The following is a 25,919-nucleotide window of genomic DNA, read 5'->3' as shown; positions in this document are numbered from 1 at the left end:
GCCATTATAAACTATTGTAAGATGAAAATAATAACTATCGAAGAGGAAGCATGGAAACAGCTTAACAGTCGTATCAATGCCATTGCCGAGTATCTGAAAAGATTAGATAATACCAGTTATGATGATTTATGGCTTAACAACCATGAGGTATGCCAATACCTGCATATCAGTGAAAAGACTTTATGGCGTATGCGTACCAAAGGTGAAATAGCTTATTCAAAAATCTACGGTCAGTATTTCTACACCATTGGAGCTATAAAGGATATGCTCAATGCCAATGCTATACAAAGCAGCAATGAATATGTTGAGGAGCTTATGGCAAAAGGAAAAAGCTATATCGAGAAAGGCAGAAAACTAAAGGCAGATAAAAGATAGGTATAAACCCTTAAAGAATATCCCTATGAATATTGATAGAATGGAATTTTTGGCATGGATGGAACGCATTATGGATCGCTTTGATATGCTTAGCGAACATATTGATGATTTACAAAAGCAACGCAACAGTATTGATGGAGAGGAATTGCTCGATAATCAGGATTTAATGCAGATGCTTAAAATAAGTAATCGCTCCCTGCAACGTTACCGTACAATTGGCAAGCTACGCTATTATACTATCAGCGGTAAATTGTATTACAAATTATCCGATGTACATCAATTCATCAGGGAAAGTTTTACTAAATGAACGCCAATGAACGCCAAATGCTGCCTTTGACGGCCACTTGATGCAAAACAGCCAATACTTCTTTTACTTTCGGCACTGAACTTCAAAATATTAAAGATATGAGTGAGCAAACAATAGACAAACAGAACGTCCCGGAACAATTATCGGACATACTGCTGGTTCTGGATAAAGAGAAAAAGAAAATCCAGGCTGTAAAGAGCATCGATGAAAATGGAAAAATGGTAACCGTTGATCCTGACAAAAAGAATCAAAGTAAATTTATGCATGTAGACAAAAGTGGCGATTTCTTTTCCAACTTCTTTTCCAATTTTCTCAGCCAGTTAAAGAACCCTACAAACTTTTCCTTTTTCAAAGTTCCTGCACCTATCGCTATTGATATGGCAAATGAAATGCAGAAGCAGGTAGATAAGCCAACTCCCGAAGGTGAAAAAGTAATGAAGGAACATGAGGTGAAAACGGTAGCGCAACAAGACAGTAAACAAGAAAATCAAAATAATATGGAAACAACACCACAAACAACACCGGAAACAAGCGAATACCGCTTTAAGCCGGAACAGATTGATTGGGAAACCATGAACAATCTCGGATTAGGCAAAGAACGCCTTGAAAAAATGAACCTTTTAGATCCTTTATTAAAGGGGTATAAAACCAACGAACTCGTTCCTGTAAGCGTGAACCTTGATGGTGCTATTGTTCGTACGGATGCTCGTTTATCCTTACAAACAAATCAGGAAGGAAAAGTAGTAGCTGCGGTACACGGTATTCGTAAAGAACCCAATCTTAACTTTGAATTTTTTGGGCATAAGTTCACCGATGAAGACAAAAAAAATCTGCTTGAATCTGGTAATATGGGACGTGTGGTTGATCTGAAAAATACCAAAACAGGAGAAATGATGCCCTCCATTGTCAGTGTGGACAGATTGACTAATGAATTGGTTGCATTGCGTACGGATTTTATAAAAATCCCGGATGAAATCAAAGGAGTAAAATTGGACGATACCCAGAAGCAAACGCTGATGGAAGGAAAACCACTTCAGTTAGAAGGAATGATTTCTAAAAAAGGAACTGAGTTTGACGCAACGGTACAGTTCAATGCGGACAAACGTTATGTCGAATTTATGTTTGACAGAAGCAATACCAATCAGCAAGCTCAGGGAAACAAGCAAACAGAGAGCACTCAACAATCACAAGCTAAAGAGCAAGGTCAATCACAGGAAGCTCCGAAAACATTCAGAGGTAAAGAACTGGACAATGAGCAGTACAACAAATTCAAAGACGGTCAAACAATTTATGTCAGTGGCTTAGTCGATAAAAAAGGTAAGGAATACAACGGGTACATCACTTACAATAAGGAAAGTGGAAAAACAGGATTTGAATTTCCTAACCAATATAAGGAACGTACACAACCGACCGAAGCCCATAAAACACAAACTGCGGTTAATTCTGAAGGTAAAACCAATGAAGCGACCAAAAACCTTAAAGAACCTTTACAAAAAGGACAGCAAACTCCAAAAGACAAAAAGCAGCAGGAACAACAAGAAAAACCAAAAGCTCCTGCAAAATCCAAAGGAAGAAAAATGTAAACAAATATGAAGACAATCATTGCAGAAAAACCAAGTGTAGCAAGAGAAATAGCCAGCCTGTTGGGAGCATCCGATAAAAAGGACGGATACCTGACAGGTAACGGTTATTTTGTTACCTGGGCATTCGGTCATTTAATCGGATTGGGAATGCCGGAAGATTATGGAATTTCAGGATTCCAAAAAGAAACTTTACCAATATTGCCTAATCCATTTATACTGACCGTTCGTAAAGTCAAAAAAGACAAAAGCTATACCGCCGATACAGGAGCATTAAAACAATTGAAAATTATTGAACAGCTTTTTAATAAGAGTGATAGCATTATTGTAGCTACAGATGCAGGTCGTGAGGGCGAACTCATATTTCGCTATATCTATGAATATCTCAAATCCAATAAACCTTTTGAAAGGCTTTGGATTAGTTCACTTACCGAAAAAGCCATCAAACAAGGCTTTGATAATCTGAAATCCGGAAAAGAATTTGATGGATTGTATCAGGCAGCACAAGGCAGAAGCCGTGCCGATTGGCTTGTAGGTATCAACGCTACACAGGCACTTTCTATAGCCGCAGGAAACGGTATCTATTCGCTTGGTAGAGTTCAGACACCTACATTGGCTTTGATATGCAAACGCTATCTGGAAAACAAAAATTTCTCAGTAAAGAAATACTGGCAGATACAGTTATTGCACCACAAAGAACTGATAGATTTTAAAAGTCTTTCCAAAACTAAATGGGAAGATCAAAAATTGGCTGATGACACACTAAAATCCATTCAACGAAGCAATAATGCGACAGTTACATCCGTAGAAACCAAAAGCGTTACAGAACAACCACCTTTATTGTTTGACCTTACGGGATTGCAAAAAGAAGCCAATAAAAAACTGGGCCTGTCAGCTGAAGAAACGCTTAATATTGCTCAAAGCCTTTACGAAAAGAAGTTTATTACCTATCCACGTACAGGAAGCAAACACATTCCCGAAGATATGTGGGCAGAAATTCCAAATCTTGTAAGATCCTTGCAAGACAGAGAAACCTGTAAGCAAGCTGTAACCAAAATGAAATGGGGACGTTTTAATAAACGCATCGTAAATGATTTGCGTGTAACAGACCATCACGGGTTACTAATTACAGACAAAACACCATCAGCATTAAATGTAAAGGAAAATGCAATTTATGATATGATTGCCTTTCGCTTGCTTGAAGCCCTTTCACAAGCCTGCACCAAAGAGATAACTGATGTTACTTTACAGGTAACCCATTATGATTTTACCACAAAAGGCTGTAAGATTATCGAAGCAGGTTGGAGAGCCATTAAAGGCAGTTTTTCTGATGAAGATACCGAAGCTATCCAAGACCTACCCGAACTGAAAGCTGGCGATGAACTTAAAATAAATGATGCTACAGTTCTTGAAAAGAAAACCAAACCGCCAGTACTTTATACCGAAGCGGGACTTTTATCGGCTATGGAAAGTGCCGGAAAAGAAATCGAAAATGAAGATGAACGGGAAGCCTTGCAAAATATCGGTATCGGCACTCCGGCTACAAGAGCCGCCATCATCGAAACCTTGTTTACCCGTAACTATATTCAGCGGGAAAAGAAATCATTAATCCCTACAGAAAAAGGGTTGCAGGTATATGAATTGGTTAAAGAAAGAAAAATTGTGGACGTGGCAATGACTGCCGAATGGGAACTCGCATTGCAGAAAATAGAAAACAACGAAGCGGATGCAGGAGCGTTTCAAAAGGAAATGGAGCAATACGCTTCCACAATTACCGATGAACTACTGCAAACTTCCATTGCTCAAAGCAATCTACCTAAATTGGTTTGCCCGAAATGCAAAAGCCAACAATTGATTATCCGTGATAAGATTGTGAAATGTTCAGATGAAGTATGTGGCTGGGTTCAGTTCCGTAACATTTGTGGTGTACAAATCAGCATAGCCGATATTGAAAACCTTGTCGATAACAGAAAAACTAATCTCATCAAAGGAATGAAAAGCAAAGCCGGAAAGAAATTCGATGCTTATATCGTATTGAATGATGATTACAGTACCTCTTTTGAATTTGAAAAGAATAAACCTAAACGGAAATAATGAATAGCAATATTATTCCTCAAAAAGAAATAGAAAACAGAATTTACAGCATCAGAGGGAAACAGGTAATGCTGGATACCGATCTCGCCAATATCTATCAGGTAGAAACCAAAGTTTTCAATCAGGCAGTAAAACGTAATGCAGAGCGTTTTCCCGAAAATTTCTGCTTTCAGCTCACTTCCGAAGAATGGGAAGTTTTAAGGTCACAATTTGTGACCTTAAACATAGGAAGAGGTCAACACCGAAAATACTTACCCTTTGTATTTACGGAACAAGGAATAGCAATGCTTTCCGGTGTATTAAAAAGTACCGTTGCTATTAGAGTGAGTATTGAAATAATGAATGCTTTCGTAGAAATGCGAAAAGTGCTAATCAGTAATGCTGCTTTATTTCATCGCTTAGATAAAATAGAACTAAGGCAATTAGAAGCTGACCAAAAATTTGAAGAAATCTTTAAGGCTTTGGAAAGCGACAAGCTTCACTGCGAAAAAGGTGTTTTCTATAACGGACAAATTTTTGATGCCTATGCCTTTGTTTCCGATATTATCCGAAGTGCAAAAACCTCCATTATCCTGTTGGATAATTATGTGGATGATACGGTACTTACTTTATTAGGCAAACGTAATGATGGTGTTACCGCTGTGATTTACACAAAAAACATCAGCAATCAGTTAAGGTTGGATTTACAACGATACAATAGCCAATATCCGCTGATTGAAATTGAATTATTTTCCGATGCTCACGACCGTTTTTTAATTATTGATGATACCGAACTTTATCATATCGGGGCATCACTCAAAGACCTTGGCAAAAAATGGTTTGCCTTTTCGAGAATGGATATTGAAGTAGCCAGAATGCTTCAACTTTTAAATCTATAACAAATAACCCTCCGAAATTTGGAGGGTTTATTGTTTTAAGCTTTAGAAGCTTCCAAAGATGCCTTTCTGAATTCTTTTAAAAGTTTCTCCAATTCAAGAGAAGCCTTACGAGCTCTTGTTCCTGCTGCTTTATTACCTTTTTCAGCCTGTAATTCAGCATCTGCTTTCAGTGTTTCAAAGCTCGCATTGATTTTTTCGATTAGTTCATTCATTATGGTAATGGATTAAAAATTTCAACACAAAAATAGAAAAAAATAATTTCACTGTCTTGCTATGTTAATTCGGACTTGTATGTTAGCGGAAGTTTTTATTGTTCGCCTTTTAGCTCTTCGATGAAATGTTCTCCTAATGGAGAAAGCCGGTAACCTACATTGTGGCTTATGGTCAAGCCTAAATTTTTCAGTTTTCGGATATTTAGTTTTAGCCATTCTTTTTCAAAGCCTGTCAATTTTGCAATACCTATGGCGTGTAAATTGGGATTGTCTTTTATCGTCAACAGGATTTTTTCAGTCCAATGACCTTGTTTACTGTAAAGGTCTAAACGCTCTAATCTACCTTTTAACTCTTCAAATTGCTGTTCTGACAATCCTGTTTGCTCCCTCAACTTAATTCGTGGGTCTTCGGCATGATAACGAACGGATATTTTAAAAATAGTTCCTGTGCTGTTGTGGGTAAATGATTTTAGCAACTGCTTTTTTTCCGTAAAGCCTGCCTGTACTGCTTCTTTGTCGCTTATATCATTTTCGCTTACAGCTTCAATCTTGCCGATTTCGAGCAAACCAACAGATGTATGCAAAAGGCTTCCGGTTTTAACGGAAACCTTTTGCCACTTACGAAATGCCAAAGTGATTTCTCCCGATTTAATACCTTGCAGGTGTACTCCCTTAAATAGCATAATTATAATTCTTTTACATACTTGTTCAAATCAAATGACTTTCTACCAAGCAATTTTTCAAGTGTACTGTCCACATGTGAAAATTCGCCTATCTTAATCCCGTTGGCCATACTGACCAATAAATCCACGACTTCGACAGGTATTTGATAGCTAATCAGTTCTTCTCTGAAAACTTCATCCGAAATATCAACGTGGTTTACGGTTATACTTTTTTCTTTACTTATCACCCCTGCCAATTCATCAAATGAATATGCTGTGTTACCTGTTATTTCATAGGTCTGGTTTCCATGTGCATTTCCCGTTAATACGTTTGCAATGGCTTCCGCTATGTCTGTCCGTGATACAAAACTTACTTTTCCGCTTCCCGATGGATAACGGATTTCGTTCGTTTGCAAGGCATTTCCAATCAGTTCGGGTATGGCTTCCATATACATGCTGTTCCTGAAAAAGGTATAAGGGATATTTGTTCTCCTTATCAGTTCTTCCGTATGGTATTGTGTTTCCGTTCCTTGAAAAACGGTGTTCGGTCGGGCTTGTACCATACTTGTATAAACAATGTGCTTTACGTTGTTTTCCACTATTGCATTTACGACATTCTTTTCCTGCTGTTTGGCTGTTTCAATATCCACTCCGATGGTGGATATTTGCAATACTGTCTCTACACCTTTGAAGACCTCTTTAAGTGTGTTGTAATCGTTGTAATCCGCTTGTCTGGTGGTTACGCCCTTTTCCTTAAATTCATTTACCGTTTCGGGGTTTCTGACAATGGCAACAATATCGGTCGGTGCGACTTTCTGTAACAAAAATTGAATGGTCGATTTGCCTAAATTTCCGTTTGCTCCTGTAATGGCTATCATAACTTTAATTTTTCTGTAAAATTAACAACCTTGCTTTACTGAAAATTGGATAAAACCGACAACCGGAGGAATTGTGAGGAAGAGGAGTTTAGTAAATTTGAGTACGACAACTTCAATCGTCATTTTCGAGGATAAACGTAAATTGCTTATATTCGCAGTATGAAGAAGTCGGATTAGCATATACAAAGGAAATAGTTTCTTATTGAGGCAGTATCTTATTGCCCTGTTTTTCTATTGTATTTATTTTTAAAAATGGCATTACTAAATATTTTGTGGAACGAGTTTTAAATTTCCAAAATAGAACAGTATATTTATCCTAAATCGTTCAAAATTTCTAAATCCTCTTGCTTTTGCAATGACTGATTGAATGGCTCCATTTTTGTTTTCATGTTTTGCGCTAGAAGTGCTAGTGATTATCGCATTAATTATCCCTTTTAAGTGTCTGTCGAATGTAGCAATAACTTTATTTACTGCATGAATTGAAAAAGTTAGTGCATTTTCTTTCCACTGTTTATAGTTGCTTTCGGCATTTTGTTTATCGGTAAACACTCCTTTAAAATTCTCGCGTATTAGCCACGCTTGAGAGGTTTTTAAATTGTCTTTTATCAATTGTTCAAATATAGATTGCTGATTTTCTGTTCTATTATCAGCATTTTTCAAAACGGTGTATTTCTGTCCTTTTAGTTGGGGATTGTCTTTCACCTCTTTCCTTCTTGTTTTATCAATAGCTTCCGATAACATCTTGAATAAATGAAACTTATCGTGCACTATTGTAGCTTGTGGAGCGATAGATTTTATCGTATTCAAAAATGGCTTCCACATATCCATATTCACTCTGTTTAGCTGCAGTTGCTTAGTTTCCCCACTCACATTTATAAATAGGTTCTTAGTATCCTTTTCTTTTCTTCCCTCGACCATATCCAACACAGTATTGGTATCACCATCTATCAAAATGGTTGCATAATGATGTCCCTTTGTGTAAGCCTTTTCATCTAAACTGATGTTCTTAAAATCCTTTACTAAACCGCGTTCCTCTAATCCGTTCCCAACCGCCGACTCCATTATACTTCTGACGATATAATCAGTTGTATTGAATAAATCTGCAACGGTTGATTGTACTCGTACTTTCTTTAGTGCGTAAATAATTTCTCTTGCAAACAAGTGCGTATAGCCTTTTTGAGGTGGAGCAAAATTAATGTCGATAACCTTTGGTTTTCCATCTTCAGCAATGTATCTAGGCAAAGAACCAATCAAATAACATTTGTATTCAAACCAGTTTAAATGTTGCCATTTGCGAACAGGAGTACAGTCATAAATTGCATATTCTTTTCCATTCTTTGAATAAGTCTTCGGTAAATATTCTATATGAATGTTAATCGTTTTCTCAAATTCGTTTTTCTCAATTTTGGTTACGGCAAAATCCTTAGTTATGCCCAACACTTCTCCTAAAAAGTCTATAAATTCCATTTTTAATCGCTTTTATTTGACAAAGTAAAGAATATTTATCTTATATTTGATTCACAAAATATTTAGTAATGCCGTTTTATGAAATAAAAAGACCTTTTCTTACTGTGTAATCTTCAATAAAATAGGAAGTGTTTTTTCCAAAATAAATTATATCTTTAAATAAAAAATAAATAAAAATGGAAAGAGAACAACAAGAATTATATGAATATGCACGAAAACGCATCAAACAAAAAAAGACGCTTTATTATCATTTCGTATTTTTTTTAATTGGTAGTTTGTTTATGTTTGTTGCCAACGAATTGCTTGAATTTGGCATGCCTAACGTATGGTATCCATGGGCTATAACAGTTTGGTTTTTTCTCCTCATTTTGCATTTTATAAAGGTTTATATTACCGATCGATTTATGAATAAAAACTGGGAAAGAGAACAAATTGACCGACTTGTAAAGCGACAAGAACGAAAATTAGAGCAATTGCAAACCAAAATTAACGAACAAGTTTCTAATAAATAAATCCCGAAATGATTATAATGATTGCTGCAGCTGCAGAAAACAATGCACTTGGAAAAGACAATGAAATGGTTTGGCATTTGCCAAATGACTTCAAAAGATTTAAACAACTCACAACGGGACATCACATCATAATGGGTCGAAAAACATTTGAAAGTTTTCCAAAACTATTACCAAATAGAACTCATATCATCATTACTCGACAAAAAAATTACCATCCAGAAGGTTGTATTGTAGTTGACAACATGAAAGAAGCCATTGAAAAAGCACCTCAAAACGAAGATATTTTTATAATTGGTGGTGGCGAAATTTATAATCTCGGCTTGCCTTTTGCAGATAAAATCGAACTTACGAAAATACATTCAACCTTTGAAGCTGATGCTTTTTTCCCAGAAATTAAATCCGAAGATTGGAAATTAGAGCACGAAGAATTTCATCCAAAAGACGAAAAACATAATTTCGATTTTACTTTTCAAACTTTTATCAGAAAATAAACCTCAAAGTTTCAAATTGACTAATTAGCAGTATCTTTGCTCAAATTTTTAAAAAATGTCTAAAAGCGTTACTCCATACAAAGATTCTGATTTAGGAAAAAAAGAGCAAGTTGCCCAAATGTTTGACAATATTTCTGGAAATTACGACGGTTTGAACCGTGTTATTTCTTTTGGTATTGATGTGAAATGGCGAAAAAAAGTATTGAAAATGGTTTCGGATAAAAATCCAGAAACGATTCTTGATATTGCAACTGGAACTGGAGATTTAGCCATTTTGATGACCAAAACCAATGCTAAAAAAATAATCGGCCTTGATATTTCTGCTGGAATGCTTTTTTGCTTTCCTGAAAAATAAGTCCGGGCAAGCCGTCCGACATTATCTTGAACGTTTTTTGAGAAAAGTCTAAACTATCGTCTTCCAATATCCAAAAATAGCGAACGTATTTCCGCAGGGGTGCTGTTGGATATATTTGTTGATAGTTCATTTTACCTGTTCATTTTGCTGCATCATTACAATTATACTAAATAAATCCTCCAGATTTAGGAGGGTTTTGTTTTAGCCTTTAGATGCTTCTAAAGAGGCTTTTCTGAACTCTTTTAAAAGTTTCTCCAATTCAAGGGATGCTTTGCGTGCTCTCGTACCAGCCGCTTTGTTTCCTTTTTCTGCTTGTAATTCTGCATCAGCTTTCAACGCTTCATAGCTTGCATTGATTTTTTCGATTAGTTCATTCATTATGATGGTGAATTAAATTTTGTAAGGCACAAAAATACTCTTTTAACGCTATAATATACTATCCATTACGCCAAATACCGCCCCTCAAAGCCAAACCCTGCCACATTCATAGCTTCTCTTTTTCCCTTTGATACTTTAGCCATCGTAATTGAAAAAGTATCTATTAAAGTTGGAAAGCAATGCATGTGAAAGCAAAGAAATACGATGTCATATATGCCGACCCACCGTGGCAATACAAGGTATGGAGCAAGAAAGGAGCCGGAAGAAGTGCGGAAAGTCATTATCAGACCCAAAGTCCTGAGTTTTTAAAGGGGATGAATATACAGGCTATTGCCGGAACCAATTGTATACTTTTTATGTGGGCTACTTTTCCCTGTTTGGAGCAGGCATTGGAACTCGGAAAAGCCTGGGGATTTACCTACAAGACCGTCGCTTTTACGTGGATAAAGACAAACCGGAACAATGCAACCATTTTTGCCGGAATGGGTTATTACACCCGTGCCAATGCGGAAATAGTTCTGTTGTTTACCAAAGGTAAGCCCCTTACCCGTCAGGCAAAAGATGTCCCGCAGGTACTTGTATCTCCACGGGGCAGGCATTCAGAGAAGCCCGATGAGATAAGAAAACGTATTGTCCGCCTGTTTGGAGAAGTGGACAGAGTGGAGCTCTTTGCAAGGCAAAGCCCGATGCAGGATAACGATAATACTTTTGAGGGTTGGGACGTATTCGGCAATGAAATAGATAATTCCATAGAAATCCCCGAATAACCATTACGCCAAATCCTACCTCTCAAAGCCAAACCCTGCCACATCTTTAAAGGGTCTTACCTACTGCTATAATTTTAGGCTTTACGCAAAATTCAAAACAAAATTATAGTATGGATACACAGCAAAAAGACCTATCGTATTTCAGATTACGACTGCAAGAACTACTAAACAGCAGCTTCCCCGAAAAGGCACACGACCAGAAATTTATTGAGCAGCGTTCATCGTGGGCTGCCAATGCTTACGAGGGTGCATTTCAGTCAGGAAATTCGATTGAGCAATGCAACAAAATTGCCAATTACATTCTTTTTGAAGGCTTGCACTTCTCCAAATTCGATACCGTATTTCAGGTGGTTTGCAATGAGTTTGATACCATAATGGCAGATGAAGAGTTGCGACCATTTGCACTAAAAATGTTTCCTGTTTGCGAACCCGTTTTCACCAACTACCAACTAACCGATGATTTCGCATACGGTTATGAGTTTGACCTGCTCTACACTGAAATAACCGGAGCAATCGCAATATGGGTTGAGGAGAATGGGCTTCAGTAAACGCCAACATCTCCAACAGAACATTGATGCCCTAAGAATAGCTTTTAAATTGGAGAAGGAGAAACGGACACCCACATCGGGCGAAAGACTGCTAATGATGCAATACAGCGGATTTGGCGGTCTAAAGTTCGTTTTGAACCCTGTGGCGAACGAAATAGACATCAACAATTGGAGAAAAACAGACCACCAGTTCTTTGAAGCTACAAAAGAATTGCACCAGCTTTTAAGAGAAAATTCCGCTGACGAAAAAGAATACCGCCGCTATGTGGACAGCATGCGAAACTCGGTGCTTACTGCCTTTTACACGCCTCCGCCGCTGATCAAAGCATTGGCAGATGTAATGAAAGAAAACGGTATTACCGTCAATAAAATGCTGGAACCTTCTGCCGGTGCAGGGGCATTTATAGAAACGTTCAAGGAACGCTTTGGAGCCATACGGGATATTTCTGCTTATGAAAAAGACCTGCTTACCGGAAAAATTCTGAAACATATTTACCCGGATGTGAATACACACGTTCGGGGTTTTGAGGACATACCTGAAGCAGATAAAGAAAGCTATGATCTGGTTACCAGCAATATCCCTTTTGGTACGGCTTCCGTTTTTGATCTTTCTTATACAAGAGGTAATGATCCGGCAAAAGCTTTAGCGGCAAAAGCCATTCACAACTATTTCTTTCTGAAGGGAAGCGATATGTTGCGTGATGGAGGTATCCTGGCATTCATCACATCGCAAGGTGTATTGGACAGTCCTGCCAATCAGCCGATACGTGAGGCACTGATGAAAGAAAACAATCTGGTATCGGTTGTCCGGTTACCAAGCAATCTCTTTACTGACCATGCCGGAACGGAAGTAGGCAGTGACCTGGTGATCTTACAAAAGAATAAGAGCAAGCAGGAACTCACAGAAAACGAAAAAGATTTCTGTCAATCCATCGATGCCAAAGACGACCGAAAAATAAATGCCTGGGTCATGTATTCAGCCTGTACGGTCTTTGATGAAATTATTGAATCCACAGACCAGTACGGACGTAAACAGCCTATCTTTCTGCACAGCGGAGGTGCCCAAGGTATTGCGGATGATGTAACAAAATTGCTCAGGGAAGATTTCGGGAACTACCTGAACCTTGACTTATACAACGGTAAAAAACAGGATGCACCAATACAACAAGCAAAGGTTCCGCTACCTGCACCTAAAATTGAACCAATTATTCAACCGGAAGTTGCAAAGCAACCTTTGCAGAAACAACCTAAACCAGCTTTATCAAAAGATGTAGCTCCCAAGCAGGAGGTACAACTGAACTTGTTCGACCTTTTTGAAAGTCCACAACCCGTTGCAATGGTTCCTTCAGTACCAACGGTCAAAAAGAAACCGTCCACGAAAAAGAAACCGCTAAGAAAAAGCTATCAGGGCAATCTGTTCAATGGAACAATGCAGCAAACCTATACGCCAACCCCAATTACTTCAAAAGCGGAGACACCTTCAAACGGAGAGGCGGCCATTATAGGAGATTTGTTTTCAGGGCTGAACGGTAACGGCAAATCGGAACAAACCCCAATACAGGTTTTGCCGACGGAACCGGAACCATACACCGAACCGTTAAAGGCTTTCCACAGAAACGATAGCCTTGTATCGTTCAAAGGGGCGGTTGGCTACCTGAAAAATATAAATGTTTACAGAGAAAACGCTGTGTTTCACCCTTTGGCTATTCCGCAAAGCCAAAAATTAAGAATGGAAGCCTATATCAACCTGCGTGATATTTATATTGATCTCTACCAGAAAGAAGCTGAAAAGCAAACCGAACATAAAGACGAGCGGGAAAAGCTCAACACATTATACGACGCTTTTGTAAAAAAATACGACAACCTGAACAGTGCTGATAATATCAAGCTCATCAAAACCGATAGTGCCGGAAAGGAAATTCCCTATCTGGAACGCGTAGTAGGCGGTGTTGTACACAAATCGGACATATTCCACCGTCCGGTAAGTTTTTCTATCACTACGCTTGCAACTGATAATCCCGATGAAGCTCTATCTGCATCGCTCAACCGATATGGAACCGTTGATTTGGATTATATGTCGGAGATCAGCGGAATGCCCGCAGATGAGCTGAAGAATGCCCTGCATGGGCGTATCTATTACGATCCTTTACAGAAGGGTTATGAAATAACCGAAAGATGGATTGCCGGAAACGTGGTTGAAAAAGCAAGCGATGTACGCAACTATGTAGAGAATTACCCTGAAGACAGAGAAGCAAAAGAAAGCCTTACCGCTTTGGAAGAGGCTCGACCAAGGCGTATCGAATTTGAAGAACTGGATTTTAATTTAGGTGAACGCTGGATACCTACGGGAATTTATGCCCGCTTCGCTTCCCATTTATTCGATACGGATGTCCGTATCCATTATTCTGAAACTACGGACGATTTCAATATTAATTGCAGTAGTAAGAACGTCCATATCTGGGATAAGTATGCCATTAAATCGCAAAGCCGTACCTATGACGGGATTGCCTTGCTGAAGCATGCTCTGGTCAACACCACGCCTGACATAACTAAAAAAGTCACGATAGATGACAAAGAGGTCAAGGTACGGGATATGGAAGCCATACAGATGGCAAATACCAAGATTGATGAAATCCGCACTGCTTTTACAGACTGGTTGCACGCACAGAATGATGAATTTAAGAAAAGGCTGACCGACCAATACAACGATACCTTCAATTGCTTTGTACGTCCGCAATATGACGGAAGCCATCAGGAATTCCCCGGACTGGACAGAAAAGGTCTGGGCATTGAAGATTTGTATTCAAGTCAGAAGGATGCCGTATGGATGATAAAGCTCAACGGCGGTGCCATCTGTGACCACGAAGTTGGTGCCGGGAAAACTTTGATTATGTGTACGGCTGCTCAGGAAATGAAGCGGTTGGGAATGGTACATAAACCGATGATTTTGGGATTGAAAGCCAATGTACACGAGATAGCGGAAACTTACCGTAAAGCCTACCCACATGCTAAAATCCTATATCCTGGAAAAGAAGATTTTACCCCACAAAAAAGACAACGAATTTTCGGTGATATTAAAAATAACGATTGGGATTGCGTGATACTCACGCACGATCAGTTCGGGATGATACCCCAATCGCCCGAAATGCAGAAAGAGATATTGGAAGGCGAACTACAGAATGTAGAGGACAACCTTAACGCTCTGGAAGCACAGGGCAAAGAGATTTCAAGGGGAATGCTCAAAGGCGTACAGATACGTAAGCAGAACCTTGAAGTGAAGCTGAAAACACTGGAACACGATATTGAAAACCGTAAGGACGATGTGGTAGATTTTAAAATGATGGGCATTGATCATTTGTTGGTTGATGAAAGCCACCGCTTTAAAAACCTGATGTTTAATACCCGCCATGAGCGGGTTGCAGGATTAGGTAATATGGCAGGGAGCCAACGGGCAATGAACCTGCTGTTTGCCATCCGTACCATTCAGGAACGCACCGGAAAAGATTTGGGAGCTACCTTTCTATCAGGTACGACTATCAGTAACTCGCTGACGGAATTATATCTGCTTTTTAAATACCTGCGACCACAGGCATTGGAAAAACAGGGCATCAATTGCTTTGATGCCTGGGCAGCCATCTATGCCCGAAAAACTACCGATTATGAATTTTCGGTAGCCAACAATATTGTATCCAAAGAGCGTTTCCGCTTCTTTATCAAAGTGCCGGAACTTGCCCAGTTCTATTCTGAAATTACGGATTACCGTACTGCAAAAGATATTGGTATTGACCGTCCCGAAAAGAACGAGATACTATACAATATACCACCAACACCGGAACAGGAAGTATTCATCAAAAAGCTGATGGAGTTCGCCAAAACAGGTAATGCCGAACTGTTGGGAAGACCGCCTTTATCCCCCAGTGAAGAAAAGGCAAAGATGCTGATTGCAACGGATTATGCCCGTAAGATGTCACTCGATATGCGGATGATAAACCGTAAGTATGAAGACCATCCAGACAATAAAGCCTCTCATTGTGCGGCAAACATTGCCAAATACTATAACAAGTTCAATGCACAGAAAGGAACGCAGTTCGTCTTCTCCGATCTGGGAACCTACAAGCCGGGTGAATGGAATGTGTATTCGGAAATTAAACGCAAGCTGGTTGAAGACCACGGTATTCCTGCCCACGAAGTCCGATTTATACAGGAAGCCAAAAACGAAAAACAGCGTAAGCAGCTTATCAGCGATGTCAATGAGGGCAAGATCAGGGTACTGTTCGGCTCTACAGAAATGTTGGGTACGGGTGTGAACGCACAGAAGCGTGCGGTTGCCGTCCACCACCTCGACATCCCTTGGCGACCATCAGACCTTGCCCAAAGGGATGGACGAGCCATCCGTAAAGGGAATGAGATTGCCAAGTTCTTTGCAGATAACAAAGTAGATATTTTCATCTACGCAGTTGAGAAATCATTGGACAGCTATAAATTCAATACACTTTACAACAAGCAGGTTTTCATCGGTCAGCTAAAAAGTAACAGCATGGGCAAACGTACGATTGATGAAGGTGCAATGGATGAAAAAACTGGAATGAATTTCTCTGAATACGTGGCGATTCTTTCGGGAAACACAGACTTATTGGAAAAAGCGAAATTGGAAAAACAGATTGCCGGACTGGAAAGCGAAAAGCAGGCATTCAACCGTTCAAAATACAGTTCTAAACACAAGTTAGAAGATGTTACTTCCATGCTGGAAGGTTCAAAATCCAGATTGGAACGGATGAGCCTTGACTGGAATAATTTAGAAAAGCGGATACAAAAACATTCGGACGACAGTATTGCCAATCCTGTTCAGTTGGAGGGTTTGTCGGCAAATGCCGATGTGAAACAGATTGGTGCAAAGCTCAATCAGATAGCGGATAAAGCCCGCACTGGTGGTGACTATCAGGAAATAGGCAGTCTGTATGGATTTCAGTTATTGGTCAAAACAGAGGTTTCTGAAAAAGAGGGCGTGGATATCCGTGTAAACCGTTTTTTGATACAGGGCGAAGGCAATATTAAATACACCTACAACAATGGTGTTATGGCAAAGGATCCTGAAACGGCAGCGATGAATTTTCTAAAGGCATTGGAAAAATTGCCTGGATATATAGAGCAGGAACAAAAGAAAATATCAGAACTGAAAAAAGATCTTCCTGTACTTCAGGAAATCGTAAACGGAACTTGGAACAAAGAAACCCGACTAAGCGAACTCAAAACGGAATTGGCTGCGGTGGAAAGAAAGATTATGTTGTCTATCGCACCGGAAACGAAAGAAGAGCAGGCTGAAAAATCAGAGAAAAAGGAAGAGGCTCCAAAAGTTTCGGAAAGTATAGTACGGACAAAAGGTGTTCACTTGCCAAGAGGTGTGTTGTAAGAAAGCCACACACCTCTTATCAAGATGTTTTTTTAACTCAGCAGTACGAGTACAATACCTATTAATGCAGGTAGTGCCTGTTTTACAAATATACTCGTTGATGCAGTAACAGATCCAAAAGTACCCGCTACAAAAACACATATCAGAAAAAACAAAGCAATATTATGTTGCCATACAATAATATCCGATATTAAAAGCGACCAGAATAATCCTGCTGCAAGAAAACCGTTATAAAGCCCCTGATTGGCAGCCAAGCCCTTTGTTTCGTGAAACAGGTGGCGAGGTAACGTTTTAAATGTTTTTTTGCCTTTTGTTTCCCAGGCAAACATCTCTATCCATAAAATATAAAGATGTTCCAAAGCGACCAAACCAATCACAACTTTGGCTATTGTTCCTATAATTCCTTCCATTTAAAATAGTGTCTGTAGTATGATATTTGATGTTAAAAAGGAAAATCCGACTTTAAAGCCGGATTTCTAAATCTATTTATTCACTCCCGCTTTTTCGTAAGCTTCAAAAATAATATCTCTTATGGCGTTTTCGATGCGTTCCTTTCCGGGATCTTCGTTGATGTCAATCCCACAAAACGCACTACCATTGGTTTTAGCATGTAACGAAAGATAATAGATACCACCAATAAGCAAAGCTAAACGAGCTCTCAGGTCAGTATTAGATTTCTCAAAATCAGGCATGATAAGTGAAAATAATTGTTCACCAATGTCTTCACGTCGGTCAGCTATTTTTCGTAACATTTTATTGGTTTCACCCAATTCCCAATGGATAATCTTTTGCAGCACTTTGTCTTTTAAAAGAACATCCAACTGATTTTGTAATAAACCTTCAATTTCATTTTTGCCTATATCCTCCGGATTTTTCAACAAATCATCTATATATCCCTTTGCTGCAAATTTCCAGAAATCTTTCTGACGAACGTATTCTTCAATCAAATTGTCAATTCCACCAAAATATGTCCATACTAATTTCTTATCCACACCGGCAGCAATAGCGATGTTGGGAGCAGTAAGCCCCGGATAGCCCTTTTTTTGAATTACTTTCCCTACGGCAGCTACCATCCTTGCCATTGTTCTGGATTTGTCCCGAAGGGGACCTGATAAGGTTTTTCTTGTTTTAGGGGTTGTATCTTCTGTATTTTCTATTTCAGTTTTTTTCTTTCGTCCCATTATTTCTCTTTTATACAGACTTTGCAATATCTAACTTTTTATTGACATAATCAAATACATTCAGCGCTTTATCAAGATGTTCTTTTGTATGGGTTGCCATCAGGCTCATCCGTATGCGTGAATCTTTCAATGATACTGCGGGATACATGATAGGATTGGTATAGACACCATTTTCGAGCAACATTTTCCCGGCAAGGCTGTTTTTGTAAACATCTCCGATTTTTACCGGTATAATCGCTGATTCGGTATCTCCGATTTCCAGACCAATATCCAAAAGTCCTTTTTTATAATAATTAATATTTTCCCATAATTGCTTTTGCCATTGTGGTTCTTCATCTATCAGGTCCATGGCACGGCTTACACCGATTACGTTGGGCGATGCTGATGCTGAAAAGGCATACTGACGTGACTGGAACTGTAAATAAGAAATCAGATCAGGATTATTAGCCACCAAATAACCGCCTACATTACCAAATGTTTTACTAAATGTACCGGTGATGATATCTACCTGATCCAGTACATCAAAATATTCCATGGCACCTCTTCCTGTTTCTCCCAGAACACCTATACCATGTGCATCATCTACCAATAATACACCACTGTATTTATGTGTTATCTCTAATATTTCTTTCAGCTTGGCAATGTCGCCATCCTGCGAATAAACTCCGTCTATGATGACCATCTTGGTTCTGTAACTATCCTTTGCATGTGAAAGAATCCGTTCCAGCGATTCAATATCGTTATGAATAAATCTTTTGGTTGTAGTACCCATGATACCTTCATATACGGAAGAATGGACAGCCATATCCACAATAGCAATATCTTCTTTTTTTAGCAGACAAAGCAGAGAAGCACTGTTTGAGGTATAACCGGTAGTATATACAATTGACGAACCTTGCGGACGTTTGAAGAAAGCGGATATTTTATCTTCCAGCTCTTTGTGGTAATCAAAATAGCCTCCAATAAGTGGCGAAGCTCCCGCACCTGTTCCGTATTTTTCAATACCGGCAATCACCGCTTTTTTTACTTCGGGATGCTGGGTAAAGCCCAGATAATCGTTGCAGACAAAGCTGATGTAATCTCCTTTCTTGATGTAACCATCTTCCGCCAGTTCTATTTCGGGACCACAGCCCGAAGTGGCAAGCAGACGGTAGTTCATAAATTCGTTTTCACGCAGGTAGTTCAGGTATCCCTCGTGAGCTTTTGCTCTTTCAAAAATGTCAAGATCTGGAATGTTTTCAAAATCTTTAAAACTTGCTTTAGTAAAGTCAATATCCATGCCTAATGTTTTATAAAAAGTTAACAGGTATAAATTTATATTATTTTCCTTTTACGGGGAAATAAAAGAACATAAAATTCAACCTTAAATTACTGATATAAACATTAAATAAGTATTTTTGATGAGAAAAAACAATACGAAATATTTTTATTTATCTCTGTTCGGGGTAATATATAACCGCCAAATCCCAATGGATTCATATTAAGTTGCAGTATTCGCTTTTAATTGCTGTAAGGTTATTTAATCCGATTCTTTTACTTTTTAAAATATATCTTGTTTGCTAATCTCATCAAATCTGCGGTATCGGTATTACAAAAGATGATTAAAACTTTGTCAAAAACTTTGTTTACGATGATTTCGGAATTAAATCCGTCAATGCTTCCGCTTCTTCTGTACACATTTTTTTTGTTGTCAAAGTAAAATCCAAATGTAGGTTTGCCGGAAAGCCAATCTACAAAATCATCGGTTTGCGGTTTGAGAAGAAATTCATTTTTTGATTTTTCTGAAATCAGTTTGTTGTCTTTTAAAGCTAATAAAAGTTGGTATAAATCTTCGGTAGTCGAATACATTCCACCTGCTCCGTAATAATTAGAAATATATCTTCTGTCGTTAAAAAGAGGTTCGTCTTTTTCGCCTTCTCCAAACGAATAGTTATGATAGCCATAAGCTAAGTTTTTGATGATGTCGTTTTCGCTTACAAATCCTGTGTTTTCCAGTTTCAGCGGTTGGATAATCATATCTTCGATTGATTCTGTAAACGTCTTCTTTGTAATGCTTTCGATGACTTTGGAGAGTAAAACGAAATCGACATTGTTATAGTTGAATTTCAACGTATCGCTTGACGTTTTCTTTACAAAGTTCCTGATGTAATCGTCTAAAGAATACTTATTCATAACTGCACTAACTGGTTCATTTTCCAATCTCGAATGATGTGTCATTAAATCCCGAATAGTTATGTCGTTACAGTTTTTGGGTAGACTATGAATGTATTTTCCGACTTTATCTTCAAAATCAATCAGTCCTTTTTCCTGAAGCTGTAAAACTGCAAGTGATGTAAATAATTTGGTTACAGAAGCAATCTGGAAACGAGTATTATTATCAATTGCTACATCAAACTGAATGTTAGAAAATCCTTTATTGATTTTTGCAGAATGCTTTCCGTCTGCATAGAAAACAGTGCCGTTGAAATATCCTTTTTCAAATTCGCTGTTTACGATTTCTTGAATGTCATTTTGCCCAAATACAAGTAGGGGTACTAATAAAAATATGGGAAGAAAGAATTTCTTCAACATCATTGAGTAAATGATTTTTTGTGTAAACTTCTCACTAAACCTTCTCATACATTTTATTTAACTGCCTAACTCCAATTGATTCTTTACTAAATTATAATATTCGTTTTTCAATGCTCTCAGTTAGTGATACCCACTTGATTATTTATTTCTTTTCTATTTTCTCCATTATAATTAAAGAAAAACTATATTTTTTTCCTTTTTCTTTTGTTTTTACTTTAATTGTAATGTCATTTTTATATACACCCTTCCATTCTCTAAATGACTTGATGTCAGCGTTACTTTTGGAATTATCATCATTTTCAAAAATGAAAAAAGTAATTTCATTAGAATTATCATTGATGCTAATCTCTAACTCGTTACCTGAGGGTGAGTTCATTGAATATTCATACGTATTATTATCACCTCCATCATACTCAACAGAGATTGTTGATTTCTTGTAAAGGGTCTTATTTTTAGTAATCTCTTCCTTTTTTTCAGAAATTTTAGAGTATGTTTTTGTTGTTTCACTATTTGAAGTGGATTGTGAATGAGCATTAATTGTAATTGTTGTCATAATTAAAAAGATTAAAAATGTTTTCATAATAATATAGTTTAAAAAATTTAAAATACAAGATAAGGTAACTTAATTTCGAAATGCTTTTCTATTTAAGTTCCTAATTCCAATTGATTTTTTATTAATTTGTAATACACGCTTTTTTTGTCAATTAATTCTCCATGTGTCCCTATTTCGGCAATTTCACCATCCTTTAAAACAATAATTTGGTCAGCATTTTTCACAGTAGATAGTCGGTGAGCAACTACAACAACTGTTTTCCCAACAAAAAAAGACTGTAAATTATCATGAATAATCTTTTCGTTTTCTGCATCTAAAGAAGAAGTGGCTTCGTCAAAGAAAATATAACGTGGATTTTTATAAATTGCTCTTGCTATTAAAAGTCGTTGCTTTTGTCCACCAGACAAGCCATTTCCTGCGGCACCAATTTTAGTATTAAAACCTAACGGTAATTCGTTGATGTAAGATTCAATATTGGCTAATCTAACAGCGTTTTTAAGTTTCTCTATATTAGGATTTTCCTCTCCACAAATAATATTTTGTTTAATTGTATCAGAAAAAATGTAACCTTCTTGGAGTACAACACCACATTGAGCTCTCCATTCATTCGGGTCAAAACTATTTAAGCTATCTTCCCCAAACAAAATTTCCCCTTCAGTAGGTTGATAAAATTTTAATAATAATTTTAATAGTGTTGTTTTCCCACTTCCACTACCACCAACAATAGCTGTAACCTTTCCGTGTGGGATAGTAAAGGATAGTCCTGATAGTATTTTTTTTGATGTAGGACTTCCATATTGGAAATACAATTTATTTACACAAATATCTCTTTTTATTACTTTTTGAACTAATCCCTTCTGAACTTCATTAACTTCACTCTCTTCTGATATGTTTTGAACTTCATTTAGCCTGTCTAAACTCAGTTTTGCTTCTTGATATCCTCTTATAAATGTTATTAATTGACTTATAGGAGAATTCATAAGACCAACAATAAAGGCTATACTCAGCATTGCTCCTAGACTCAGACTTCCGTTAATTACCTCTTTTGCAGAAAGAAATGTCACAAGAATATTTTTTAATTGGTTAATGAGATCAAATCCTATTGTTTGAAACTGAATTGTCTTTAAAACTCTGATATTTGCTCCAAAAAGTTTTAATTGTACTTTTTCCCAAATAGACCTTTTGTACTCTTCTAGGTTATTGAGTTTAATTTCTTCAATACCATTTACAAATTCATATATTGTGTCTTGGTTTTCAGATCGTAGCTGGAATTTATTGTAATCTAAAGTCTTTAGTTTATTAATAAACAATAACGACCAAACTACTGCCAATACAGTAAGTAGAGAATATGCCAATACAATAACTTTACTATAATAAAGTAGGACGCCAAGGAATACAACGAAATTAACAATCGAAAAAATTGTAATTATACTCTGCGTGGTTAAAAATGTTTCTATTCGTTGCTGGTCTAAGATCCTTTGATTAAAGTCTCCTTTTTGTTTAGAGTCAAAAAAAGAGATTGGAAGACGAAGTGCTTTTTTTAAGAAATCAGAAATTATTTCTATATTTATTTTTGTACCTAAATATAGTGTTATCCAGTTTCTTATAACATCCACTACTGTTGCACCAATAAATATAAATGCATGTGCCAATAGTAAGCTTGCAACCAAACTAATGTCTTTTTGGCTAATTCCTTTATCAACAACTGCTTGGGTTATAAAGGGAAAAATTAAAGTGCAACAACTTGTAATAAAGACCGCAATAAAGATTGTGATTATCCGCCAGCGATATGTTTTGAGTTTCCCCTTAATATATTTTAAAGTGTTAAGACCATCGTAATTACACTTGATGCTATGAAAATTTTCTGATAACTTAAAAGTAATCATTATACCTTCTTCATTCGTATTTAGCCAATGCTTTACAAATTCACTTTCTTTAACTGACATAATTCCGTATCCAGGATCAGCTATTTTAAAAACACGTTTACCTCGTTTGTGTTTTATGTCAATTAATACTACAAAGTGATTTTGATTCCAATGTAAGATAGATGGTCCTTGCTTTGAAATTTCTTCTAGCTCTTGTAAATTCAATTTAAAAACACCAGGTATTAATCCAACTGATCTTGCAGCATGACTAATCCCCGCAACACTGACTCCCTCTTTATTTAAAAAGGATTTATTTCTTATGTATTGAAGTGAACATTTTTTTCCATAATATCTCACAATCATACTTAGGCAAGCTGGACCGCAGTCCATTTGGTCATGTTGAGAGATGAACTTTAATTTCATTTATTTACCTGCTCTATTTTGTTCGTCTATACTTCCGCTTTGTTGTTTTTGTTTGTTTTTTAAGTCCGTATTTCCAAATTTATATCTAAATGACAACTTAAATAATCGAGTATCATTATACCTTGTAAACCCTAAATCTTGATTAGGGTATTGTATATTAACGATACTTCTGTTTGTGTATAATAAGTCGTGTGCTGAAAATGATAATGTTGCTTTATCCTGAAGTAACTTAACATTGATTGCAGCACTCATATCAAAGAAATTACCAATTTGGTAAAATCCTTGAATTGATGGAGAACGGTATCTTCCAGACAACTCTGCGGAGATATTTTCATTAATCTTAAAAGTATTCGAGGTATTTAGAAGCCAAAATACTTTATTAAGTTTTTGTTCAATATCTTCATAAGATAAATTATAATTTTGATTCATTACCAAAAATGTATTAGATATATCCCACCATGGTGTTACTTTAACTGGTATAATAGCTTGTATACCAATGTTATTTCCTTTTCCAATGTTATCGAATGTATAACGTGTTTCATCTGTATTATTTACTCGTATAGGGAATTCTGAAAAATATTTTGAGGTAGTATTTCCAAATATTGTTAAAATATATTTATTATTAAATATACTACTTATTTCCAGAGAATTAGTAAATGAAGGTCTTAACAATGGATTTCCTACATTTGAGAAAAGTGGACTTTGATAGGATATAAATGGATTTAAGTAATCAAAAGAAGGACGACTGATACGTCTGGAATATGACAAATTCAATGAATAGTTTTTCTCATCTGGTTTATATTGAAAATACGCTGTTGGAAATAATTGAAAATAATTGTAATCTGTTTCCGTTCCTGTAGTTCTTGACAAACCTTTTGTTCTAGTATATTCCCCTCTTAAACCAACTTGAAAAGACATTTGATCAGATAGCTGACTGTTAAATGAGAAGTAACCGGCAGTATTCGTTTCTTTGTAATCGAATTGATTGCTTAATGAATTATTGTTCTCCCATTGACCGGATAAAAATTTCTGAAATAGGAAGTCGTTTTCCGTTTCAGTATGAGCCATCTTTATTCCTGTTTCTAAAGAGAACTTATTATAAGGTAATTTGAAATCTATATTTCCTGAGTATATTTTTGTTTTGTTATCAAAGAAACTTCTTAGTTTGGATTCATTTTCGAAAACTTGGTTTGTATAAAACCTATTCGTAAGGTTTTGCTTGTCATCAACCTTAAAATTTGATGTACTTGCATTAACATTCATTACCTTTCCCAAGGTATCTAGTTTTTGGTTGAAATATAAATCTATAGCATAATTGAAAAGATTTAACTTATGATCATTATAAGAAGAAAAAGAAGTGTTGTTCGTCGATTCTGTTTCATTGTCTGAAGGTCTTGGGCTATTATTAGAATATAGATTCCCTGAAATACCTATGTTAGAATACTCACTTAATTTTACATCTAATTGCCCTGTAAGAGTATGATAAACTTCCTTACGTTTTTCATAATTTAAAGAAGAATATTTAGTTATATCCCCTGTATTAGGGTTGACAAAACTATTAGTTTGTTCAATTTCTTCGAAAGAACGAACATCACCAACAGCATAATTTGAAATAAAATCAATCCTGTCACTTTTGTAGTTAAATCCTGCATTACCAATTAACCTACTATATTTTCCTTGATAGCCGGTAAGTCCTACGTTAGCGTTCCATCCAGGTTGCCTTCCCTTTTTAGTGATTATGTTAATTATTCCAGCATTCCCCTGTGCATCATATTTAGATGAAGGGGTTGTGATTACCTCTAAAGATTTTATATTATCCGCACCCATGCTTTTCAAAAAAGCTGTAAGTTCATTTGGGTTTAAATGTAATACTCTATCATCAACCATGACTTTTACTCCTGACTTTCCCATTATATTAATGGATTCGTTATTGCCAAGGTAAACTCCTGGTGCATTTTTTATAGCATCAAATGCGTTTCCTCCTGAGAGAAGTGGGCTATTTTCAATATTGAATACAAAACGGTCAACTTTTCTTTCAATTAGTCTCTTGGTTGCGGTAATAGTTATTCCTTCTAAAACAGTAGAACTATTTACAGTTATTATTCCTAAATCCAAATTGTTTATTACATCTATTTCTTCTTCAAATAAAACAGAACCATATCTATTGGATGACAATTTATAAAACCCTTTCTTTAGGGTTATATTAAAGTAACCTAATGAATCTGTTAAGACTCTTTGAACTACTACATCTGTGGAATCTGTTGCAGAAACTTCAGAATAGTCTATCGGGAAACCGTCGTCTCCTTGTAATATCCCTGACACTTGATATGTACTATCCTGAGCTATTAATTTGACAGAACACATACAACAAAGGGTGATAATAAATAAAATCTTTTTCAGCAGCATAGTTTT

Annotated in this window: 23 protein-coding genes and 1 pseudogene; 11 read left to right on the top strand and 13 right to left on the bottom strand. The window is 36.8% G+C overall.

Features of this window, described 5'->3' with window-relative positions; all coding sequences use genetic code 11:
- Positions 1-21 precede the first annotated feature (21 nt).
- The 5 genes from EG242_RS05645 (at position 22) to EG242_RS05625 (ending at position 5,234) form a co-directional block, all read left to right on the top strand.
- Entirely contained in the window at positions 22-375 is a 354-nt protein-coding gene (locus tag EG242_RS05645) for a helix-turn-helix domain-containing protein (protein ID WP_124898924.1), read from the top strand.
- A gap of 25 nt (positions 376-400) precedes the next feature.
- Positions 401-682, top strand: coding sequence for a helix-turn-helix domain-containing protein (locus EG242_RS05640; protein ID WP_124898923.1), 282 nt, complete (start codon positions 401-403; stop codon positions 680-682).
- 98 nt (positions 683-780) lie between these two features.
- A complete protein-coding gene (locus tag EG242_RS05635) occupies positions 781-2,265 on the top strand; it encodes a DUF3945 domain-containing protein (protein ID WP_124898922.1) in 1,485 nt (494 codons plus the stop codon).
- A gap of 6 nt (positions 2,266-2,271) precedes the next feature.
- Positions 2,272-4,356 (top strand): type IA DNA topoisomerase, encoded by a 2,085-nt coding sequence (locus EG242_RS05630; protein ID WP_124898921.1) that lies wholly within the window; start codon positions 2,272-2,274, stop codon positions 4,354-4,356.
- Entirely contained in the window at positions 4,356-5,234 is an 879-nt protein-coding gene (locus tag EG242_RS05625) for an ORF6N domain-containing protein (protein WP_124898920.1), read from the top strand. The genes EG242_RS05630 and EG242_RS05625 overlap by 1 nt, the downstream gene beginning before the upstream one ends.
- 35 nt (positions 5,235-5,269) lie before the next feature.
- Here EG242_RS05625 and EG242_RS05620 read toward each other — a convergent pair whose 3' ends face one another.
- From EG242_RS05620 to EG242_RS05605, 4 genes are all read right to left on the bottom strand, one after another.
- Complete coding sequence (locus tag EG242_RS05620) at positions 5,270-5,446, bottom strand: histone H1 (protein ID WP_124898919.1); 177 nt, start codon at positions 5,444-5,446, stop codon at positions 5,270-5,272.
- A 95-nt stretch (positions 5,447-5,541) separates the two neighbouring features.
- Complete coding sequence (locus tag EG242_RS05615; protein WP_034727126.1) at positions 5,542-6,129, bottom strand: ASCH domain-containing protein; 588 nt, start codon at positions 6,127-6,129, stop codon at positions 5,542-5,544.
- A gap of 2 nt (positions 6,130-6,131) precedes the next feature.
- Entirely contained in the window at positions 6,132-6,986 is an 855-nt protein-coding gene (locus EG242_RS05610) for an SDR family oxidoreductase (RefSeq protein WP_124898918.1), read from the bottom strand.
- A gap of 261 nt (positions 6,987-7,247) precedes the next feature.
- Positions 7,248-8,453: an ISL3 family transposase gene (locus EG242_RS05605; RefSeq protein ID WP_124898917.1), complete on the bottom strand. Its 1,206-nt coding sequence runs from the start codon at positions 8,451-8,453 to the stop codon at positions 7,248-7,250.
- 176 nt (positions 8,454-8,629) lie between these two features.
- Between EG242_RS05605 and EG242_RS05600 the strand changes: the two genes are divergently transcribed.
- From EG242_RS05600 to EG242_RS05590, 3 genes and pseudogenes are all read left to right on the top strand, one after another.
- Positions 8,630-8,965, top strand: coding sequence for a 2TM domain-containing protein (locus tag EG242_RS05600; RefSeq protein WP_124898916.1), 336 nt, complete (start codon positions 8,630-8,632; stop codon positions 8,963-8,965).
- Positions 8,966-8,973: 8 nt separating this feature from the next.
- Entirely contained in the window at positions 8,974-9,456 is a 483-nt protein-coding gene (locus EG242_RS05595; RefSeq protein ID WP_124898915.1) for a dihydrofolate reductase, read from the top strand.
- Between the two features lie 55 nt (positions 9,457-9,511).
- Positions 9,512-9,790: pseudogene (locus EG242_RS05590) on the top strand (class I SAM-dependent methyltransferase); the annotation flags it as partial.
- On the opposite strand, the gene EG242_RS15210 reads toward EG242_RS05590, so the two are convergent.
- Both EG242_RS15210 and EG242_RS05585 read right to left on the bottom strand, forming a co-directional pair.
- Positions 9,750-9,941 carry a DUF6597 domain-containing transcriptional factor gene (locus tag EG242_RS15210; protein ID WP_397258076.1) on the bottom strand — a complete coding sequence of 64 codons (192 nt, stop codon included), beginning with the start codon at positions 9,939-9,941 and terminating at the stop codon, positions 9,750-9,752. The pseudogene EG242_RS05590 and the gene EG242_RS15210 overlap by 41 nt on opposite strands.
- A gap of 71 nt (positions 9,942-10,012) precedes the next feature.
- Positions 10,013-10,189, bottom strand: coding sequence for a histone H1 (locus EG242_RS05585; RefSeq protein WP_034727134.1), 177 nt, complete (start codon positions 10,187-10,189; stop codon positions 10,013-10,015).
- 179 nt (positions 10,190-10,368) lie between these two features.
- On the opposite strand from EG242_RS05585, the gene EG242_RS05580 reads away from it, so the two are divergent.
- The 3 genes from EG242_RS05580 (at position 10,369) to EG242_RS05570 (ending at position 16,914) form a co-directional block, all read left to right on the top strand.
- Positions 10,369-10,956 (top strand): MT-A70 family methyltransferase, encoded by a 588-nt coding sequence (locus EG242_RS05580; protein ID WP_034727136.1) that lies wholly within the window; start codon positions 10,369-10,371, stop codon positions 10,954-10,956.
- A 110-nt stretch (positions 10,957-11,066) separates the two neighbouring features.
- On the top strand, positions 11,067-11,504 hold the full coding sequence (locus EG242_RS05575; RefSeq protein WP_124898914.1) for a DUF1896 domain-containing protein: 438 nt from the start codon (positions 11,067-11,069) through the stop codon (positions 11,502-11,504).
- A complete protein-coding gene (locus EG242_RS05570) occupies positions 11,491-16,914 on the top strand; it encodes an N-6 DNA methylase (protein ID WP_124898913.1) in 5,424 nt (1,807 codons plus the stop codon). Before EG242_RS05575 ends, EG242_RS05570 begins: the two co-directional genes overlap by 14 nt.
- 32 nt (positions 16,915-16,946) lie before the next feature.
- On the opposite strand, the gene EG242_RS05565 is transcribed toward EG242_RS05570, so the two are convergent.
- From EG242_RS05565 to EG242_RS05535, 7 genes are all read right to left on the bottom strand, one after another.
- A complete protein-coding gene (locus tag EG242_RS05565) occupies positions 16,947-17,312 on the bottom strand; it encodes a DUF1304 domain-containing protein (RefSeq protein ID WP_124898938.1) in 366 nt (121 codons plus the stop codon).
- An 84-nt stretch (positions 17,313-17,396) separates the two neighbouring features.
- Positions 17,397-17,996 (bottom strand): TetR/AcrR family transcriptional regulator, encoded by a 600-nt coding sequence (locus tag EG242_RS05560; RefSeq protein WP_235830368.1) that lies wholly within the window; start codon positions 17,994-17,996, stop codon positions 17,397-17,399.
- A 109-nt stretch (positions 17,997-18,105) separates the two neighbouring features.
- Positions 18,106-19,374 carry an aminotransferase class I/II-fold pyridoxal phosphate-dependent enzyme gene (locus tag EG242_RS05555; RefSeq protein ID WP_124898911.1) on the bottom strand — a complete coding sequence of 423 codons (1,269 nt, stop codon included), beginning with the start codon at positions 19,372-19,374 and terminating at the stop codon, positions 18,106-18,108.
- Positions 19,375-19,628: 254 nt separating this feature from the next.
- The gene (locus EG242_RS05550) at positions 19,629-20,714 is read right to left on the bottom strand and encodes a serine hydrolase domain-containing protein (RefSeq protein WP_124898910.1); all 1,086 of its coding nucleotides are present in this window, start codon (positions 20,712-20,714) and stop codon (positions 19,629-19,631) included.
- A 94-nt stretch (positions 20,715-20,808) separates the two neighbouring features.
- Positions 20,809-21,246 carry a hypothetical protein gene (locus tag EG242_RS05545; protein WP_124898909.1) on the bottom strand — a complete coding sequence of 146 codons (438 nt, stop codon included), beginning with the start codon at positions 21,244-21,246 and terminating at the stop codon, positions 20,809-20,811.
- A 65-nt stretch (positions 21,247-21,311) separates the two neighbouring features.
- Positions 21,312-23,507, bottom strand: coding sequence for a peptidase domain-containing ABC transporter (locus EG242_RS05540; protein ID WP_124898908.1), 2,196 nt, complete (start codon positions 23,505-23,507; stop codon positions 21,312-21,314).
- Positions 23,508-25,913, bottom strand: a complete 2,406-nt coding sequence (locus EG242_RS05535) for a TonB-dependent receptor (RefSeq protein WP_124898907.1) — start codon at positions 25,911-25,913, stop codon at positions 23,508-23,510.
- Positions 25,914-25,919: the final 6 nt, after the last annotated feature.

The organism is Paenimyroides viscosum (assembly GCF_003858535.1).
GTDB classification, from domain to species: Bacteria; Bacteroidota; Bacteroidia; order Flavobacteriales; family Flavobacteriaceae; genus Flavobacterium; species Flavobacterium viscosum.
The sequence above is the reverse complement of the archived record's forward strand: the minus strand, read 5'-3'. Positions and strand labels throughout refer to the sequence as shown.

What these genes read in the sequence shown, in the direction of transcription:
- EG242_RS15210 (WP_397258076.1), bottom strand. Translation starts at nt 9,941, where the DNA reads ATGAACTATCAACAAATATATCCAACAGCACCCCTGCGGAAATACGTT.
- EG242_RS05630 (WP_124898921.1), top strand. Translation starts at nt 2,272, where the DNA reads ATGAAGACAATCATTGCAGAAAAACCAAGTGTAGCAAGAGAAATAGCC.
- EG242_RS05580 (WP_034727136.1), top strand. Translation starts at nt 10,369, where the DNA reads ATGCATGTGAAAGCAAAGAAATACGATGTCATATATGCCGACCCACCG.
- EG242_RS05620 (WP_124898919.1), bottom strand. Translation starts at nt 5,446, where the DNA reads ATGAATGAACTAATCGAAAAAATCAATGCGAGCTTTGAAACACTGAAA.
- EG242_RS05575 (WP_124898914.1), top strand. Translation starts at nt 11,067, where the DNA reads ATGGATACACAGCAAAAAGACCTATCGTATTTCAGATTACGACTGCAA.
- EG242_RS05605 (WP_124898917.1), bottom strand. Translation starts at nt 8,453, where the DNA reads ATGGAATTTATAGACTTTTTAGGAGAAGTGTTGGGCATAACTAAGGAT.
- EG242_RS05540 (WP_124898908.1), bottom strand. Translation starts at nt 23,507, where the DNA reads ATGAAATTAAAGTTCATCTCTCAACATGACCAAATGGACTGCGGTCCA.
- EG242_RS05570 (WP_124898913.1), top strand. Translation starts at nt 11,491, where the DNA reads ATGGGCTTCAGTAAACGCCAACATCTCCAACAGAACATTGATGCCCTA.
- EG242_RS05535 (WP_124898907.1), bottom strand. Translation starts at nt 25,913, where the DNA reads ATGCTGCTGAAAAAGATTTTATTTATTATCACCCTTTGTTGTATGTGT.
- EG242_RS05640 (WP_124898923.1), top strand. Translation starts at nt 401, where the DNA reads ATGAATATTGATAGAATGGAATTTTTGGCATGGATGGAACGCATTATG.
- EG242_RS05555 (WP_124898911.1), bottom strand. Translation starts at nt 19,374, where the DNA reads ATGGATATTGACTTTACTAAAGCAAGTTTTAAAGATTTTGAAAACATT.
- EG242_RS05645 (WP_124898924.1), top strand. Translation starts at nt 22, where the DNA reads ATGAAAATAATAACTATCGAAGAGGAAGCATGGAAACAGCTTAACAGT.
- EG242_RS05595 (WP_124898915.1), top strand. Translation starts at nt 8,974, where the DNA reads ATGATTATAATGATTGCTGCAGCTGCAGAAAACAATGCACTTGGAAAA.
- EG242_RS05560 (WP_235830368.1), bottom strand. Translation starts at nt 17,996, where the DNA reads ATGGCAAGGATGGTAGCTGCCGTAGGGAAAGTAATTCAAAAAAAGGGC.
- EG242_RS05585 (WP_034727134.1), bottom strand. Translation starts at nt 10,189, where the DNA reads ATGAATGAACTAATCGAAAAAATCAATGCAAGCTATGAAGCGTTGAAA.
- EG242_RS05545 (WP_124898909.1), bottom strand. Translation starts at nt 21,246, where the DNA reads ATGAAAACATTTTTAATCTTTTTAATTATGACAACAATTACAATTAAT.
- EG242_RS05625 (WP_124898920.1), top strand. Translation starts at nt 4,356, where the DNA reads ATGAATAGCAATATTATTCCTCAAAAAGAAATAGAAAACAGAATTTAC.
- EG242_RS05635 (WP_124898922.1), top strand. Translation starts at nt 781, where the DNA reads ATGAGTGAGCAAACAATAGACAAACAGAACGTCCCGGAACAATTATCG.
- EG242_RS05550 (WP_124898910.1), bottom strand. Translation starts at nt 20,714, where the DNA reads ATGAGAAGGTTTAGTGAGAAGTTTACACAAAAAATCATTTACTCAATG.
- EG242_RS05610 (WP_124898918.1), bottom strand. Translation starts at nt 6,986, where the DNA reads ATGATAGCCATTACAGGAGCAAACGGAAATTTAGGCAAATCGACCATT.
- EG242_RS05615 (WP_034727126.1), bottom strand. Translation starts at nt 6,129, where the DNA reads ATGCTATTTAAGGGAGTACACCTGCAAGGTATTAAATCGGGAGAAATC.
- EG242_RS05600 (WP_124898916.1), top strand. Translation starts at nt 8,630, where the DNA reads ATGGAAAGAGAACAACAAGAATTATATGAATATGCACGAAAACGCATC.